This window comes from Actinomadura barringtoniae, assembly GCF_017573505.1.
Taxonomy (GTDB): Bacteria; Actinomycetota; Actinomycetes; order Streptosporangiales; family Streptosporangiaceae; genus Spirillospora; species Spirillospora barringtoniae.
Genome location: NZ_JAGEOJ010000006.1, coordinates 400,564 through 416,181, shown reverse-complemented (window position 1 = coordinate 416,181; position 15,618 = coordinate 400,564). Strand labels below are relative to the sequence as shown.

Annotated in this window: 8 protein-coding genes; 3 read left to right on the top strand and 5 right to left on the bottom strand. The window is 71.2% G+C overall.

What is annotated here, in order from left to right; translation table 11 throughout:
- Positions 1–2: 2 nt before the first annotated feature.
- Positions 3–2,873 carry a beta-galactosidase gene (locus tag J4573_RS17200; protein ID WP_208256497.1) on the top strand — a complete coding sequence of 957 codons (2,871 nt, stop codon included), beginning with the start codon at positions 3–5 and terminating at the stop codon, positions 2,871–2,873.
- A 51-nt stretch (positions 2,874–2,924) separates the two neighbouring features.
- Here the strand turns inward: J4573_RS17200 and J4573_RS17195 are convergent, their stop codons facing one another.
- Positions 2,925–5,849: a glycoside hydrolase family 48 protein gene (locus J4573_RS17195; RefSeq protein ID WP_307796664.1), complete on the bottom strand. Its 2,925-nt coding sequence runs from the start codon at positions 5,847–5,849 to the stop codon at positions 2,925–2,927.
- Between the two features lie 33 nt (positions 5,850–5,882).
- The gene (locus J4573_RS17190) at positions 5,883–6,923 is read right to left on the bottom strand and encodes a LacI family DNA-binding transcriptional regulator (protein WP_307796663.1); all 1,041 of its coding nucleotides are present in this window, start codon (positions 6,921–6,923) and stop codon (positions 5,883–5,885) included.
- A gap of 226 nt (positions 6,924–7,149) precedes the next feature.
- Here J4573_RS17190 and J4573_RS17185 point away from each other — a divergent pair, with 226 nt between their 5' ends.
- Together J4573_RS17185 and J4573_RS17180 are read left to right on the top strand one after the other, a co-directional pair.
- Complete coding sequence (locus J4573_RS17185; RefSeq protein ID WP_208256496.1) at positions 7,150–8,637, top strand: cellulase family glycosylhydrolase; 1,488 nt, start codon at positions 7,150–7,152, stop codon at positions 8,635–8,637.
- 195 nt (positions 8,638–8,832) lie between these two features.
- The gene (locus J4573_RS17180) at positions 8,833–10,530 is read left to right on the top strand and encodes a glycoside hydrolase family 6 protein (protein ID WP_208256495.1); all 1,698 of its coding nucleotides are present in this window, start codon (positions 8,833–8,835) and stop codon (positions 10,528–10,530) included.
- Positions 10,531–10,603: 73 nt separating this feature from the next.
- Here the strand turns inward: J4573_RS17180 and J4573_RS17175 are convergent, their stop codons facing one another.
- From J4573_RS17175 to J4573_RS17165, 3 genes are read right to left on the bottom strand one after another with little or no spacing between them, the layout of a single operon-like run.
- A complete protein-coding gene (locus tag J4573_RS17175; RefSeq protein WP_208256494.1) occupies positions 10,604–12,160 on the bottom strand; it encodes a glycoside hydrolase family 43 protein in 1,557 nt (518 codons plus the stop codon).
- Positions 12,160–14,478 carry a glycoside hydrolase family 3 N-terminal domain-containing protein gene (locus J4573_RS17170; protein WP_208256493.1) on the bottom strand — a complete coding sequence of 773 codons (2,319 nt, stop codon included), beginning with the start codon at positions 14,476–14,478 and terminating at the stop codon, positions 12,160–12,162. Before J4573_RS17170 ends, J4573_RS17175 begins: the two co-directional genes overlap by 1 nt.
- Positions 14,475–15,506 carry a LacI family DNA-binding transcriptional regulator gene (locus J4573_RS17165; RefSeq protein ID WP_208256492.1) on the bottom strand — a complete coding sequence of 344 codons (1,032 nt, stop codon included), beginning with the start codon at positions 15,504–15,506 and terminating at the stop codon, positions 14,475–14,477. The genes J4573_RS17170 and J4573_RS17165 overlap by 4 nt, the downstream gene beginning before the upstream one ends.
- Positions 15,507–15,618 lie beyond the last annotated feature (112 nt).

The following is a 15,618-nucleotide window of genomic DNA, read 5'->3' as shown; positions in this document are numbered from 1 at the left end:
GCATGAGACGCCGTTCCCGCACGATGCTCGCGCTCGCGGCGGCGCTGGCGCTGATCTCCACAGCCCTCCACGCCCCGCCCGCCAAGGCGTCCAATCAGCTCCATCAAGTCCATCAGCTCCATCAAGTCCATCAGGTCCATCAGGTCACCTACGACAAGTATTCGTTGAAGATCGACGGCAAGCGGGTGCTGCTGCGGGCGGGAGAGTTCCACTACTTCCGGCTGCCTAGCCCCGGCCTCTGGCGGGACGTGCTGGAGAAGTACAAGGCCGAGGGCTTCAACGCCGTCTCGATCTACTTCCACTGGGGCTACCACTCGCCCAAGCCGGGCGTGTACGACTTCACCGGCGTGCGCGACGTGGACCGGCTGCTGCGGACCGCCGAGGAGGTGGGCCTGTACGTCATCGCGCGGCCGGGCCCGTACATCAACGCCGAGACGACCGGTGGGGGACTGCCCGCCTGGCTGAAGAACGTGCCGGGACGTGCCCGTTCCAGCGACCCCGGCTACACCGCCGCCTACCAGGACTGGCTCGGGCACATCGACCCCTACCTCGCCGAGCATCAGGTGACGCGGGGCGGGTCGGTCGTCCTCTACAACGCCGAGAACGAGTACGCCGCCAACACCGACCGGCAGTACATGGCCGACCTCCAGGCCAAGGCCCGGGCGGACGGCATCGACGTGCCCATCACCCACAACCAGTGCTGCGATGCCGCGTCGTGGACGACCGACTGGTCCACCGGCCTGGGCGCCGTGGACATCGCCGGTGTCGACGACTACCCGCAGAGCTTCGAATGCCGCGAGCCCGACACTCCCTGGGGCCCCTGGGGCGAGGGCGTCACCGAGCGGCTGAGCGACAAGTCTCCGGTCTTCGCCGCCGAATACCAGGCCGGGTCCATCGACGCGCAGGGCGTCGGCTTCGACAAGTGCCGGCAGCTCACCGGCGTGAAGTACATGAAGTACTTCTACAAGAACAACCTGATCCAGAGCGGCGCGACGCTGTTCAGTTATTACATGGGCTTCGGCGGAACGAACTGGGGCTGGCTGCCGCAGCCCAACGACGTCGGCACCTCCTACGACTACGGCTCGCAGATCACCGAGAACCGGCAGCTCACCGACAAGTACGACGAATTCAAGCGCCAGAACTACTTCCTGGGAGCGGCGGCCGGTCCCCTCACCGAAACCGACCCGGCCACCGCGCCCGCGCACGACAACTCCGCGCTTCAGACGGTCGCGCGCGCCAACCCCTCAAGCGGCACGCAGTTCGTGCTGCTCCGGCACACCGACCGGGCCGCGACCACCGACGACTCCACAACGCTGGACTGGACGACGCGTGACGGCCGCTACACGCTGCCCGTCCGGCTGAACGGCCGCGACGCCAAGGTGCTCGTGGGCGGCTACGACATGGGAGGCCAACGACTCGCCGTCTCCAGTTCGGAGATCATGACGCATGCCGAGATCGGTGGCCGCGACGTCGCGCTGCTGTACGGGCGGGACGGCGAGGCGGGCCGCACCGTGCTCCGCTACAGCGGCGCACCGACCGTCAAGGTCCTGCCCGGCGACGGCGGTGTGCGCGCCTCATACGCGAACGGAGACCTCACGCTCGACTACACCCATCGCGGCCTGGCCCGCGTGCAGATCAGCGGCGGCGGGCGGCGCCCGCTGCTGCTCCTGCTCGGCACGGACGAGGAGGCGGCCAAGTTCTGGCGGGCCGACACCTCGGCCGGGCCCGTGCTCGTCCGTGGCACGTCTCTCCTCAGGTCCGCCCAAATGCGCGGCGGCACCCTCGACCTGCGGGCCGACACGGCCGCAGCCGGAGACATCGAGGTCTTCGGCCCCGGCCGGAAGGTCGCCGTCAACGACACCGCGATCCCGGTCCACGGCACCGCGAGCGGCTCGCTTGCCGGCCGCGTACCGGGACCACGGCCCGCGACGGTCCCCGCCCTCACCGGCTGGCGCACCCACTCGGAGGCGCCCGAGGCCGCCACGGCCTTCGACGACTCCTCGTGGACCGTCGCCGACCACACCACCCACGCCGACGACTACGGCTTCCACAACGGCCATGTCTGGTACCGGGGCCGCTTCACCGCCACCGGGGCCGAGACCACGGTGAAGACGAACGCGATCACCGGCAAGAACGGCATCTACCAGGTCTGGCTGAACGGCCGTTACCTCGGCTCGGCAGCGGGCGGTGTCCAGGCCGACGCGGGCGAGGGCACCACCACGCCGCCCAACCCCGATCCCGGCCCAGGGAGCTTCTCGATCCCGTCCGGACTGCTGAAGAAGGGAGAGCCCGCAGTCCTGTCCGTTCTCGTGGAGAACATGGGCCACAACGACGACTGGACCGCCGAGGAGATCCGGCACAAACAGCCGCGGGGCCTGGTCGGCGCGTCCATCACAGGCTCGGCGGGCCAGATCTCCTGGCGGATCCAGGGGGCCAAGGGCGGCGAGGACCTCACCGACAAGGCGCGCGGCCCGTTCAACAACGGCGGCCTCTACGGCGAGCGCACCGGCTGGCACCTGCCGGGCTTCGGTGACGGCGGCTGGAAAGCGAGCGCACCGGGATCGGTCACGCCCGGCGTGAACTGGTACCGGACCGCGTTCGGCCTGAATCTGCCCAAGAAACAGGACGTCCCCCTGACGCTCCACTTCGCCAAGGGCGACGGCAAGTACCGCGTCCTGCTCTTCGTGAACGGCTGGAACCTCGGCCAGTACATCAACGGTGAAGTCCAGCAGGACTTCGCGCTACCGGCCGGACTCCTGAAGGAGCGCGGCCGCAACACCCTTGCCCTCGCGGTCGTAGCCGAGAACGACGCCAAGCTCAGTCCGCCGAGCCTGCGGATCGTCGCCAATCACCTGGGCGGCGTCAGTCCTTAGAGCCGAAAGGCCGGGCGGAGTCTCCTCCGCCCGGCCATGCGGCTGTGCGGGTTACTCGTTGAAGAGGCGGCCGTAGTCGGCCATGGCCAGGGCGACGTCGGCCTGAGCCCAGAAGCGGTGGTAAGTGAACACCGGCGCCGTGCTGCTGGTGCCGTTGGCGTAGGCCATCACGCGGTCATAGTCGGGGTCCTTCTGCAGGAAGGACCGGATGGACATGAAGGTGGAGGAGGAGTTGATCGGGTCGCCGTTCGGCATCTTGCCGGTCCAGCCGGACGGGACGTAGACGGCGTCCTTGACGCGCTTGTAGTCGGCCCTGGTCTCCGGGATCGCGACGCCCTTGGTGTCCTGGTGCTTCCAGAGCGCGTCGAGGAGGTTCTTGGCGGCCGACTTGGCCTTGGTGTCGCCGGACTTGGCGGCGTAGTAGGTGAGGGTCTTGGCGAGCGCCGCGGTGACGCCCACGTCGTCGGTGTAGTCGGCGACGGTGACGTGCAGGCCGGTGTTGGCCGCGGGCATGCCGCTCGCGGCGGACCAGTCGGCGTCGGGCTGGCCGGTCCAGGTCAGCGTGGACGGGATCTTGATGGTGCCGGTCGAGGGATCGGCGGTGGTCTGCGCGAGCGCCCAGGCGACCCACTTGTCGAGGATGGCCTTGGCGTCGGCGTTGCCGGTGACCTGGTAGTACTCGGCCACGCGTTCCATCGACCACGCCTGGAACCCGAACCACTGGTTGCTCGGCGGGTCGTGGTAGACCGGCTGCCAGTCGTAGGCCATCCCGAAGAACTTGGTCAGGCCCGAGGGCGGCGTGCTGTAGCTGCCCTCCCAGCTGTTGGTCGCGCCGCCTGCGATGCCGCCCTCGGCGGACTGCAGCCACTTGTAGAACTGCAGTTGCCGGGTGAGGCTGGTCTGCCAGTCGGTCTTGGCGGTCGCGCCCTTGGGCGACAGCGCGGTGTCGTTGACCATCGCGTACGCGGCGAGCGGGTTCTGGTAGCCGGCGTGCGCGGCGCCGTCGCCGATGCGCCAGGACCAGCCCGCGCTGCTGTCGGTGGCGCCGCCCCAGGCGTAGTACCAGGACAGCAGGTAGTGCTCGCTGTCCTTGCCCGAGCCGGCCGGGCAGGACGAGGCCGGGTAGCAGTTGCCGATCTTCTTGAAGTACTTGTCGAAGAACGAGTAGCGCAGGTAGTCGCCCATCTTCCCGGCTTTGGCGACCGTGGCGGAGACGTCGCTCGACTTGCTCTGCTCGCCCGCCCAGACGCTCGCCCAATAGGCGGCCTGGACGGCCCGCGCGTCGGCGTCGGGTGCGTCGGTGTACTTCCACTGCTTGGCGTAGCTGGAGTCCTTGATGAACAGGTCCAGATAGCCGTTGGTGCCGCCGTAGGCGAACTTGTCACAGGTCGGCTGGGGGATGGTCTCGAAGACCGACTCCTGGGAGCCGCGCTGGTAGGAGTTGATGTACGAGGGGCCCTTGGCGGTCGGGCCGTTCTCGCAGCCGCCGCCGGGGGTGTTGCCGTAGCCGTAGACGTTGTCGACGTCCTCCAGCCAGTGCATGCCGTAGATGTCGTCGGTCCCGTACGCGGACTTCAGCTCGCCCGCGATCGGGTCCTGGCCCGCCGGAACGCTCGGGTCGATCTGTGAGGGGTAGTCGCTCGGCAGCGGGTGCTCGGCCGCGTAGGTGGCGGGCTTGGAGGCGTTGTAGAACGAGTTGGTGGGCTGGTCGGCGTGGGTCGGGATCATGTACTTCTCGAGCAGCGCCCACGAGGCGTTGAACGGTGCCCAGTCCTTGGTGACCTTGCCGTACATGGCCTCCAGCCACACCAGGTAGCTGTAGGCCTCCGAGGTCGTCTCGTGGCCGTGGTCGGGCGCCTCGACCATGAAGGTCTCGACCGAGTGGTAGGGGATGCCCTCGGGGCTGAAGTACCCGTTCGCCGGGTCCTTGATCTTGTTGTACTGGTCGAGGAAGCGCTGCTCGTAGACGCTCGACCCGGTCGCGACCTCGTTCACGGTCACGGCGGCCGAGGTGTAGCCGGTCGCCGCGGAGGTGAAGGTGGCGCTGCCGGTCCCGGCCTTGTCGGCGGTGACCTCGACGTTCTGCGCGGTCGACCAGTTCGACGGGGTGAAGGTGAGCGAGCCGCCGCCGGTGATCGAGAGGCCGGTGTTGCCGGACGTGCGCGTGGTCGTCACGGTCACGTTCGCGGCCGGGGCCTCCGACAGCTTGATCCCGTACGTGGCCTTGGCACCCTGCGCGACGGTGAGGGCCGTCGGGCCCGCGACGACGCTCGCGCCCGCCACGACCGTGATGCCGACGGGCGCGGACTCGGCGGTCGAGCCCATGCTGTCGGTCACCTTGGCGTACAGGGAGTACGAGCCGGCCTTGGTCGGCGACCAGTTCAGGCTGTAGGGCGCGGTGGTGTCACCGGCGGCCAGCAGCCCGTCCTGGTCATAGAACTCGACCTTGCTGACGGTCGCGCCCGAGCCTGCGGCGGCCGTCGCGGCCAGCGGCACGGTCCCGCCCACCGAAGAGGTGGAGCCCGCCGCCGGGCTGGTCAGAGCGACGGTCGGCGGGGAGGTGCTCTGGTTGCAGCGGACGCCGTTGACGGTGAACGCGGTCGGGTCGGTGTTGGTGCCGCTGTAGGTGAACTGGCCGCCGATGTTGACCGTGGCTCCCGCCGCCACGTTCCCGTTCCAGGACTCGTTGGTGACGGTGACGTCCTGGCCGGACTGCGACCACTTGCCGCTCCAGCCGTTCACCAGCTTCTGGTTCCCGGCGTAGGAGTACTTCAGCGTCCAGCCGGTCACCGGCTCGGACAGGATCGTCAGGTCGATGCTCGTGGTGAAGCCGGAGCCCCAGTCGTTCTTGGTGTAGGCGACCTTGCACCCGATCGCGGCCTGGGCGGGGGCCGCGACGGCGGCCAGGCCGCCGCAGAGCAGGGTCAGCGTCGTGCTCACCGCGGTGAGCGCGCGCCATCGATGGCGTCTTCGCACGGGGTCCTTCCCTTCTGATGGACTTACCAGGGGTCAGGCGGAGTCGCGGACGATCAACTTGGTCTTGAGGACCACGCCGCGGTCTGTGATCGGGCGGCCCGCGATGAGGGCGCGCAGCTCGCGGATCAGCCGGGCGCCGAAGTCCTCGACGGGCTGCCGCACGGTGGTGAGCCGGGGGCGCACCCGCTGGGCGATCGGGGCGTCGTCGAAGCCGATCACCGCGACGTCGTCGGGCACCCGGCGGCCCGCCCTGCGCAGGGCCTCCAGGGCGCCGAGCGCCATCGGGTCGGAGGCGGCGAGCACCGCGTCCAGGTCCGGCCGCCGCGCGAGCAGCCGGGCCATCGCGTGCTCGCCCGACGGGCGGCCGAAGTCGCCGTGCGCGATCAGGCCCGTGACGTTCAGGCCCGCCTCGGCGGCGGCCAGGCGGTAGCCCGCCAGCCGGTCGACGCCCGCGCCGAGGTCGGCGGGGCCCGCGATGGTGGCGATGGTGCGGCGCCCGGCGGCGAACAGGTGGCGGACGGCGGCCTGCGCGCCGCCGCGGTTGTCGACGTCGACGTACGGCAGCGGCACGTCGGTCAGCGGGCGGCCCGCCAGCAACACGGGAACGCCGGCGGCGGCGTGCACCAGCGCGGTCGGGTCGTCCTGGCGCGCGCCGACCAGCAGCACGCCGGCCAGGTGCTCTCCGCGCAGGTAGTCGGCGGCCACCCGCCACTCGCGGTGCTTGCCGACCATGAGGATCACCAGCTGGGCGCCGCCGTCGAGCTCGCGCCGCATGCCCCACAGCAGGGCCGCGTAGAACGGGTCGGCGAAGACCCGCGTGCTGTCCGCGCAGAGCACCGCCGCGATCGCGCCCGTGGAGGCGCTCGTGCGCGTGGCCGACCCGCGCCGCACGTAGCCGAGGCGTTCGACCGCCTCCTCGACCTGGAGCCGCGCGGCGCGGCTGACCCGGGCGGAGCCGCTCAGCACGCGGGATGCGGTCGCGGGGGAGACCCCGGCGAGCTTGGCGACGTGGGCGAGGGTCGGTGCGCGGTTGGCGGGGTTCGGGGTGCCTGCGGCGGCGGTGAGGATCGTCACGCTTCCACTCCTTCGGGAGACCCGGCCGTGGGGTGTCCGGCCGGGCGGGGCGGGGCGTAGTGGGAGCGCTCCCAAGGATCTGTTCGGGGGGAGTTGAGTGTCAAGAGGCGGATGAAAGCCGTGAAAACACCGTGGAAGAACCCTTTCTTCGCCCGGCTTTCGCGTTTTACCGTCAACCTCGCCTCGAGTAATGGGAGCGCTCCCAAGGTGAGTCGCAGGAGGTCCAATGAGATCGCTGTCCCCCCGTACCGCAGCGGCCGTCGCCGTGACCGGCACCCTCACCGGCGCGCTCTGCCTGGTGGGGTCGGTCGCCACCGGGACCGGGGCCGGAAACCTCGGCACCGGCGTCGCCCGCGCCGCGGTCGGCTGCAAGGTCGCCTACACCAAGAACGACTGGGGCACGGGCTTCACCGCCTCGGTCACCATCACCAACCAGGGCGACCCGCTGAACGGCTGGAAGCTCGCCTACTCCTACACCGGAAACCAGCGGCTGAGCAGCGGCTGGAACGGGAAGTGGGCGCAGTCCGGCACGGCCGTGACGGTCACCAACGAGAGCTGGAACGGCTCGCTGGCGACCGGCGCCGCCGTCCAGATCGGCGCCAACTTCACCTACAGCGGCAAGAACGACGACCCCACCGCGTTCAGCGTCAACGGCGTCGCCTGCAACGGCGGCGGCGGTCCGACCGACCCGCCGACCGGGCCCGCACCGGCGCTCAAGGTGTCGGGCAACAAGCTCGTCGACGCGGGCGGCAAGACCGTGACCTTGCGCGGCGTGAATCGGTCAGGCGGCGAATTCGCCTGCGTCCAGGGGAACGGTTTCTGGGACGGCCCGATGGACGCCGCCTCCATCACGGCCATCAAGAGCTGGAAGGTCAATGCCGTTCGGGTCCCGCTGAATTCCGACTGCTGGCTCGGCCTGTCCAACGTTCCCGCCGCCTACCGGGGAACGGCCTACCAGAACGCCGTCAGGGCGTACGTCGGCCTGCTGCTGGACAACGGTCTCACGCCGATCCTGGACCTGCACTGGACGCACGGCCTGTGGACCGGCAACGACAGCCACTGCCAGACCGCCGACGCCGAGTGCCAGAAGCCGATGCCCGACGCCCAGTACACGCCCGAGTTCTGGAAGCAGGTCGCCACCGCGTTCAAGGGCGACACGGGCGTGGTGTTCGATCTGTTCAACGAGCCCTACCCCAACAACCTGCAGGTCATGGACTACAACCAGTCCTGGAAGTGCTGGCGGGACGGCGGCGCGGACTGCACCGGCCTCACCTACGAGGCGGCCGGGATGCAGGACATGCTCGACGCCGTCCGCGGCACCGGCGCCGCCAACGTGGTCATCGCGGGCGGCAACAGCTACAGCAACGACCTCAGCCAGTGGCTCGCGAACAAGCCGTCCGACCCGACCGGGAATCTGGCCGCGGCCTGGCACTCCTACAACTTCAACTACTGCAAGGACTCCGGCTGCTGGGACCAGCAACTCGCCCCGGTCGCCGCGCAGGTTCCGCTGGTCGCGGGCGAGATCGGCGAGAACTCCTGCGGCCACTCCTACACCGACACGCTGATGGCCTGGCTCGACGCGCACGGCGCCTCGTACCTGGGCTGGACCTGGAACACCTGGGACTGCTCCAGCGGGCCCTCGCTGATCAGCTCGTACGACGGCACGCCCACCGCGTACGGTGCCGGGCTCCGTGCCCACCTCCTCGGCAGTTGATCGGCCCCCCTCGGTGGCCGGCTCCGATCGGCGGTCACCGGGTGCGCGGGGGCAGCACCCGTGGCCCGCCCGGCAGGGCGCCGGGCGGGCCACCGGCCAGCGTGTTCCGGGACCTTGCGGCTCCCACTACGTCAGCCCCGGCTTTCTGACCTGTGCTCTGTAGTCGCCCCACCCACCCCGAAAGGTTGCCCCCTGATGAGATTCAATTCCGCACGCCGTGGCGCGGCCGCCGGTGCCGCCGCGGCCCTGCTCGCCGGCGGCCTGGTCGCCTTGGTAGGCAGCCAGGCCAGCGCCGCCGCCGGCTGCAAGGTCACCTACTCCGTCAACCAATGGAACACCGGCTTCACCGCCAACCTGTCGGTCACCAACCTCGGTGACACGCTGAACGGCTGGACCCTGGAATGGGACTTCGCGGGCAACCAGCAGGTCACCCAGGGCTGGAGCGGCGAGTTCAGCCAGTCCGGCAAGCACGTGACCGTGAAGAACCCCTCGTGGGGCGGCACCCTCGCCACCGGCGCGACCGCGACCCCGGGCTTCAACGCCTCCTACTCCGGGACCAACACCGCGCCGACCGAGTTCAAGCTGAACGGCACGCTGTGCACCGGGTCCACGGGCCCGACCGACCCGACCCCGCCCACCAGCCCGCCTCCCGGTAACCGCGTGGACAACCCGTACGCGGGGGTCAAGGCGTACGTGAACCCGGAGTGGTCGGCCAAGGCGGCGGCCGAGCCGGGCGGCGGCGCCGTCTCCAACCAGCCGACCGGCGTGTGGCTCGACCGCATCGCGGCCATCGCGGGCACGGGCGGCGCGATGGGCCTGCGCGCCCACCTGGACAAGGCGCTCGCCCAGGGCGCCGGGGTGATCCAGCTCGTCGTCTACGACCTGCCCGGCCGTGACTGTGCCGCGCTGGCCTCCAACGGTGAGCTCGGCGCGACCGACCTCGACAAGTACAAGACCAGCTTCATCGACCCGATCGCCGCGATCCTCGCGGACTCCAAGTACGCCTCGCTGCGGATCGTGACGGTCGACGAGATCGACTCGCTGCCCAACCTGGTGACCAACGTGGACCCGCGGCCGACCGCGACGCCCAACTGCAACACGATGAAGGCCAACGGCAACTACCAGAAGGGCATCGCCTACGCGCTGAACAAGCTCGGTGCGATCCCGAACGTCTACAACTACCTCGACGTCGGGCACCACGGCTGGCTCGGCTGGGACGACAACCTCGGCGCGTCCGCCGACCTGCTCGCCCAGGTGGCCAAGGACTCCGGCTCGATGGCGAACGTGCACGGCTTCATCACCAACACCGCCAACTACGGCGCGACCAAGGAGCCGTACTTCACGATCGACGACACGGTGAACGGCACCTCGGTGCGCCAGTCCAAGTGGGTCGACTGGAACCGCTACGTCGACGAGACCTCGTACGCGCTCGGCATGCGGCAGCGCCTCATTCAGGCCGGCTTCGACTCCGGCATCGGCATGCTGATCGACACCAGCCGCAACGGCTGGGGCGGCGCCGGCCGCCCGACCGGTCCCGGCGCGAAGACCGACGTGGACACCTACGTCGACGGCGGCCGCACCGACCGCCGCATCCACCTCGGCAACTGGTGCAACCAGGCCGGTGCCGGGCTCGGCGAGCGCCCGAAGGCCGCGCCCCAGGCGGGCATCGACGCCTACGTCTGGATCAAGCCTCCGGGCGAGTCCGACGGCTCCAGCACCGAGATCCCGAACGACGAGGGCAAGGGCTTCGACCGGATGTGCGACCCCACGTACACCGGCAACCCGCGTAACAACAACCACATGAGCGGCGCTCTGCCCAACGCGCCGCTGTCGGGTCACTGGTTCTCCGCGCAGTTCCAGGAGCTGCTCAAGAACGCCAACCCGCCCGCGTAACGAGCAAGACATGACCGATGGCCGGGCGGGGTTCGTGGAGTCCACGAACTTCGCCCGGCCGATGCGTGTCGCCCTAGAGCTGGATCCCCGAGTACTCGAACCAGTCGAAGTCGGCGACGCTCATGCTCGGCCGGCCGAGGGAACTGGCGTACATGCCGATACAGGCGCCGGTGAACCCGCCCGCGACCTCGGGGCTGAGCAGCCGGCCGTCGACGGGGTCGCCCAGCCGCTGCCAGCGGCCTGGCTGGACCGCGAAGCGCATCTCGTACGACTGGCCGCGCGCCTCGACGCCCAGATACAGCGGTCCCGGCGGAACGGGGTGTTCGGCGAGGGTCGTGTCGGTGCCGCCCTCGCGGCGGACGAGCCGGAGACCGCCGGTGGTGAGCACGAACAGGACGTGGAAGCCCGGGTTCTGGATCAGCGCCAGCCCCGCGCACTCGTTCTCGCCGCCCGGAGTGAAGTCGAGGGCGGTGAAGGCGGCGAAGTCCCGGTGCTGCTGGCGGCGCGCCACGAACGAGGGGTTCCCGTCGCCCGCCAGGCTCTCCGGCCGTACCCGCAGCCGCAGGTGGCCCGGGCGGTCGGTGAGGCTCCACCAGCGCTCGCGCGGGGTGCGCAGCACGTTCCAGTACGGGCCGAGCTCGGCCGCGTCGAAGTGGTCGCAGGCGGGCTCGGCGGGCCAGGGATGCTCCGGCAGCCGGGGAGCGGCGGCGGACGGCTCGACCGGCCCGGCGACCGGCCAGCCGTCCTCCCAGCGGACCGGGACCAGGAACGTCTCGCGCCCCAGATTGCTGAAGTATCCGCCGTACGGGCGCATGGCCAGCAGCGTCATCCACCAGTCACCGCCGGGCGTCCGCACGAGGTCGGCGTGCCCGACCGCGGTGATCGGGTGGTCGAGACCGAGGTGGCGGTGGGTCAGCACGGGGTTGCGGGGGCATCCCTCGTACGGTCCGGTGACCCGGTCGGCGCGGGCCGACACGACCGCGTGGTCGTGCGCCGTGCCTCCCTCGGCGGTGATCAGGTGATACCTCCCGTCGATCTTGTAGAGGTGCGGTCCCTCGGGCCAGACGGCGCCCTTGACGGCCCCGTCCCAGATCACGTGCTCCGGGCCGGTGAGCCGCAGTTTCGCGGGGTCGAACTCGCGCAGCCAGACCTCGGTCGCGCCCTCGTGCCGGCCGGACACCTGCCGGGTCGCGGTCAGCCAGGCGCGCCCGTCGTCGTCGAAGAACAGCGACGGATCGATGTCCCCGCCCTCCAGCGGGTGCGGCTCCGACCAGGGGCCGGCGGGATCGGTGGCGGTGACCACGAAGTGCCCCGACCAGCTCGTGCCGTCCACCAGCGTGCACACCACGTAGAACGTGCCGTCGTGGAAGCGGATCGTCGGCGCGTAGAGCCCCTTCGACGCCTTCACACCGTCCAGCGGCAGCTGCGAGGGATGGTCCAGGACATGGCCTAGCGGCCGCCAGTGCACAAGGTCCCGGCTGTGGAAGATCGGGAGGCCGGGGAACCATTCGAACGACGATGTCACCAGGTAGTAGTCGTCCTCCACGCGGCAGATCGACGGGTCCGGGTGGAAGCCAGAAAGGATCGGATTGCGGAAGGCCGGGAGGTTCGGATCGCGGACGGTCGTCATCACAGCTCGCTGACGTGGACGGGGACGGTGAGGACCCGGTTCGCGCCCGGCTCGCGCACCGGGCCTTCGAGGGTGAACGAGCCGCGCAGGGGCAGATCCCCGTCCGCGCTGGAGGCGCCGACCGCCACCTCGATCACCCCGGGCTCCACGATGCGGCGCAGCCCCGGACCGGTGAACGAGACGCAGTCGGCGTGCACGGTGAACTCGACCCTGGCCGATCCGCCCGGCCCGAGCGTCACCCGTGCCCAGCCCGCGAGCCGGCGTGCGGGCCGTACGACCGAGGCCACCGGATCGGACAGGTAGAGCTGCACCACTTCGGTGCCCGCCCGTTCACCGGTGTTGGTGACGGTCGCGGCGACGTGGACGGCGCCGTCGGTCGGCGCGGCGGGGTCCACGTGGAGGCCGGCGTAGGAGAAGCGGGTCCAGGTCAGGCCGTGCCCGAACGGGTAGAGCGGCGTCGAGTCCACCGTGCTCCACTCGTGCGGGCCGTCCAGGCGGGAGCGCAGGTGCCCGCCGGGCGGATCGTCCGCGCCGCGTGGCACGTCGACCGGGAGCCGTCCGGACGGGTCGACACGGCCGGACAGGACGCCGGCGATCGCGGCGCCGCCCTCCTGCCCGGGGAAGAACGCCTGGACGACGGCCGCCGCCCGTTCCGCGAGGCCGCCGAGCGCGTACGGGCGGCCGGACACCACCACGATCACGGTGGGCGTGCCGGTGCCGAGCACCGCCTCGGCGAGTTCCCGCTGGCGCCCGGGCAACGCGAGGGACGCGACGTCGCAGCCCTCCCCGGAGGTGCCCCGGCCGAACAGGCCCGCGCGGTCGCCCAGGGCGAGCACGCAGATCTCGGAGCGGCGCGCGGCCGCGACGGCCGCGGCGATGTCGGAGTCCCGCGTCACCGGCACGTCGGCGGGCGCGACCTCGATCGAGGCCGACGGCAGCTCGGTGCGGAGGGCGTCGGCCAGCGAGGCGATGGCCACGCCGGGCGGCACGTCCGGGTGCTGCGCGCCCACGTGGTTGGGGAACGAGTAGCAGCCCGTCATGCCCAGCGGATCGTCGGCCAGCGGCCCGGCAAGGGCGATCCGAGCGGCCTGGCCGGTCGCCAGGGGAAGGGTCCCGACGTTGGCGAGCAGGACGATCGACTCCTCCGCCAGGCGGCGCGCGAGATCGCGGTGCTCGGGCGGGTCGAGGAGCGCCGGTACGGCCTCCGCCTCGTCCAGTTCCTTGCGCCAGTCCTCGTCGAGAAGTCCGAGCTCGGCCTTCAGCGTGAGGACCCGGGCGGCCGAACGGTCGATGAGCTCCTCGGGCACCGCGCCGTCCCGGACCTGGGTGACGAGCGGTTCGCCGTAGCAGCGAGCGGTGGGGAGTTCGACGTCCAGTCCGGCGTGCAGAGCCGCCGCGGCCGCCTCGCCGCGCGAGCCGGCGACGCGGTGCCGCGTCTCCAGGAAGGAGATGCCGTAGTAGTCGGCGACGACCAGCCCGGTGAAGCCCAGCTCCTCCCGGAGCAGGCCGGTGAGCAGCCGCTCGTCGGCGGCGGCGGGTATTCCGTCGGTGTCGGTGTAGGAGTGCATGACGGCCCGGGCGTGGCCCTCGCGCAGCGCCAGCACGAACGGCTCCACGATGATGTCGGCGAACTCCCGGGGGCCCACCGCCGCTGGCGCCATGTTGCGGGCGTTCCGCGAGGAGGAGTAGCCCGCAAAGTGCTTGAGGGTGGCCACGATGCCCGCGCCCTCCAGCCCGCGTGCGTAGGCCGTGCCGAGCACCCCGACCAGGCAGGGGTCCGCGCCGATGCACTCCTCCGTACGTCCCCAGCGCGGATCCCGGACGACGTCGAGCACCGGCGCCAGTCCCTGGTGAACGCCGAGCCGCCGCATGCTCGCGCCGACGGCCGCCGCCATCTCCTCGACCAGGCCCTCGTCGAACGACGCGCCCCAGGCCAAGGGGGTAGGGAAGACGGTCGCCTGCCAGGCCATCAGGCCGGTCAGGCACTCCTCGTGCGCGATCGCGGGCAGCCCGAACCGTCCCGCGCCCGCGACCCGCTCCTGAAGGTCGCGCAGCCGGGCGACGCCGTCGGCGGGGGAGAGGGGGACCGTGCCGAACACGCGGGTGAGCTGGCCCAGGCCGTGCTTGGCGAGCTCGTCCAGGCCGGGTGGTTCCTCGCCGGTGTCCTCGTCCGACGGCGCGACCGGCGCGTTCGGGCCCTCGGGCACCGCCCAGAACGACGCGAGCTGCCCCGCCTTCTCCTCCAGGGTCATCCGGGCCAGCAGATCGGCGACACGGTCCTCCACCGGCAGGCGGGGGTGGCGCCAGGCTTCGGTCATGGTCCCTCCGGTGGGGGCGGGGCGGTGGAATGGCGCACGCGCAACTGGGTGGAGAGCTCGATCCGGGGCGTGAGGAGGGGCTGGCCGTCCAGGAGCTGGAGAAGCGTGCGCGCGGCGATCCGGCCCATCTCCTCCAGCGGCTGGCGGACGGTGGTCAGCGGCGGTGACAGCCACTCGCACAGCGGCAGGTCGTCGAAGCCGACCACGCTGAGGTCCTCGGGCACGCGCAGGCCGGCCTGGCGGGCGGCCTCGTAGGCGCCCATGGCCTGCTGGTCGCTGCCCGCGAAGATCGCCGTCGGGCGGCGCCCGGCGGGCAGCGCCAGCAGCTCGCGTGCGCGGGCGAAGCCGCCCTCGTGGTGGAAGTCGCCGTAGCGGATCAGCTCCCGGTCGGCCTCGACGCCGGCGCGGTCCAGGGCGGTGCGGTAGCCGTCCACGCGCGCCTGGGTGCACAGGATGTCGGCGGGCCCGCCGATCATCGCGATCCGGCGGTGGCCGAGGGACAGCAGATGCTCGGTGGCCGCCATGCCGCCCGCCCAGTTGGTCGCGCCGACGCTGGCGATGCCCGAGTCGGGGAGGTTGACCGGGTCGATGAGCACCAGGGCCACGCCCGCGCGTTCGAGCTGCTCGCGCTGCCGCTCGGTCATCCGGGAGGTCACCAGGATCACGCCGTCGCTGTGGTGCAGGGCCGGGAGGTTCTGCCAGCTCGGCGGGCGGGCGTCGTCCTCGCGGACCTGGGAGACGACCGCGCCGATCCCGTGCAGCGTGCACTCGGCCTCCACGCCGCGCAGGATCTCCATCGCCCACGGGCTGTCGAGACCGGCCAGCACCAGGTCGACCAGGCCGGAGCGGCGGGCGCGCCGGCCGTGCCCGGGCCTGGGGTAGTTGTGCTCGTGGAGCAGCCCCTCGACCCGCTCGCGGGTCGACGGCGCGACGTCGGTCCGCCCGTTCAGCACCTTGGACACCGTGGCGGGGGAGACCCCCGCCTCCTCGGCGATCACCGCGAGGGTCGGGCGCGCCCGTTCGCTCATCGTCTCCCCCTGACCGATCTGGCTGATGAGAGCGAACAGTATCGCAACTTTTCGACGGCGCATATCAGGCCATGGCTGGACAGTATTGGAGTCTTGACCGATGGAGAGCGCT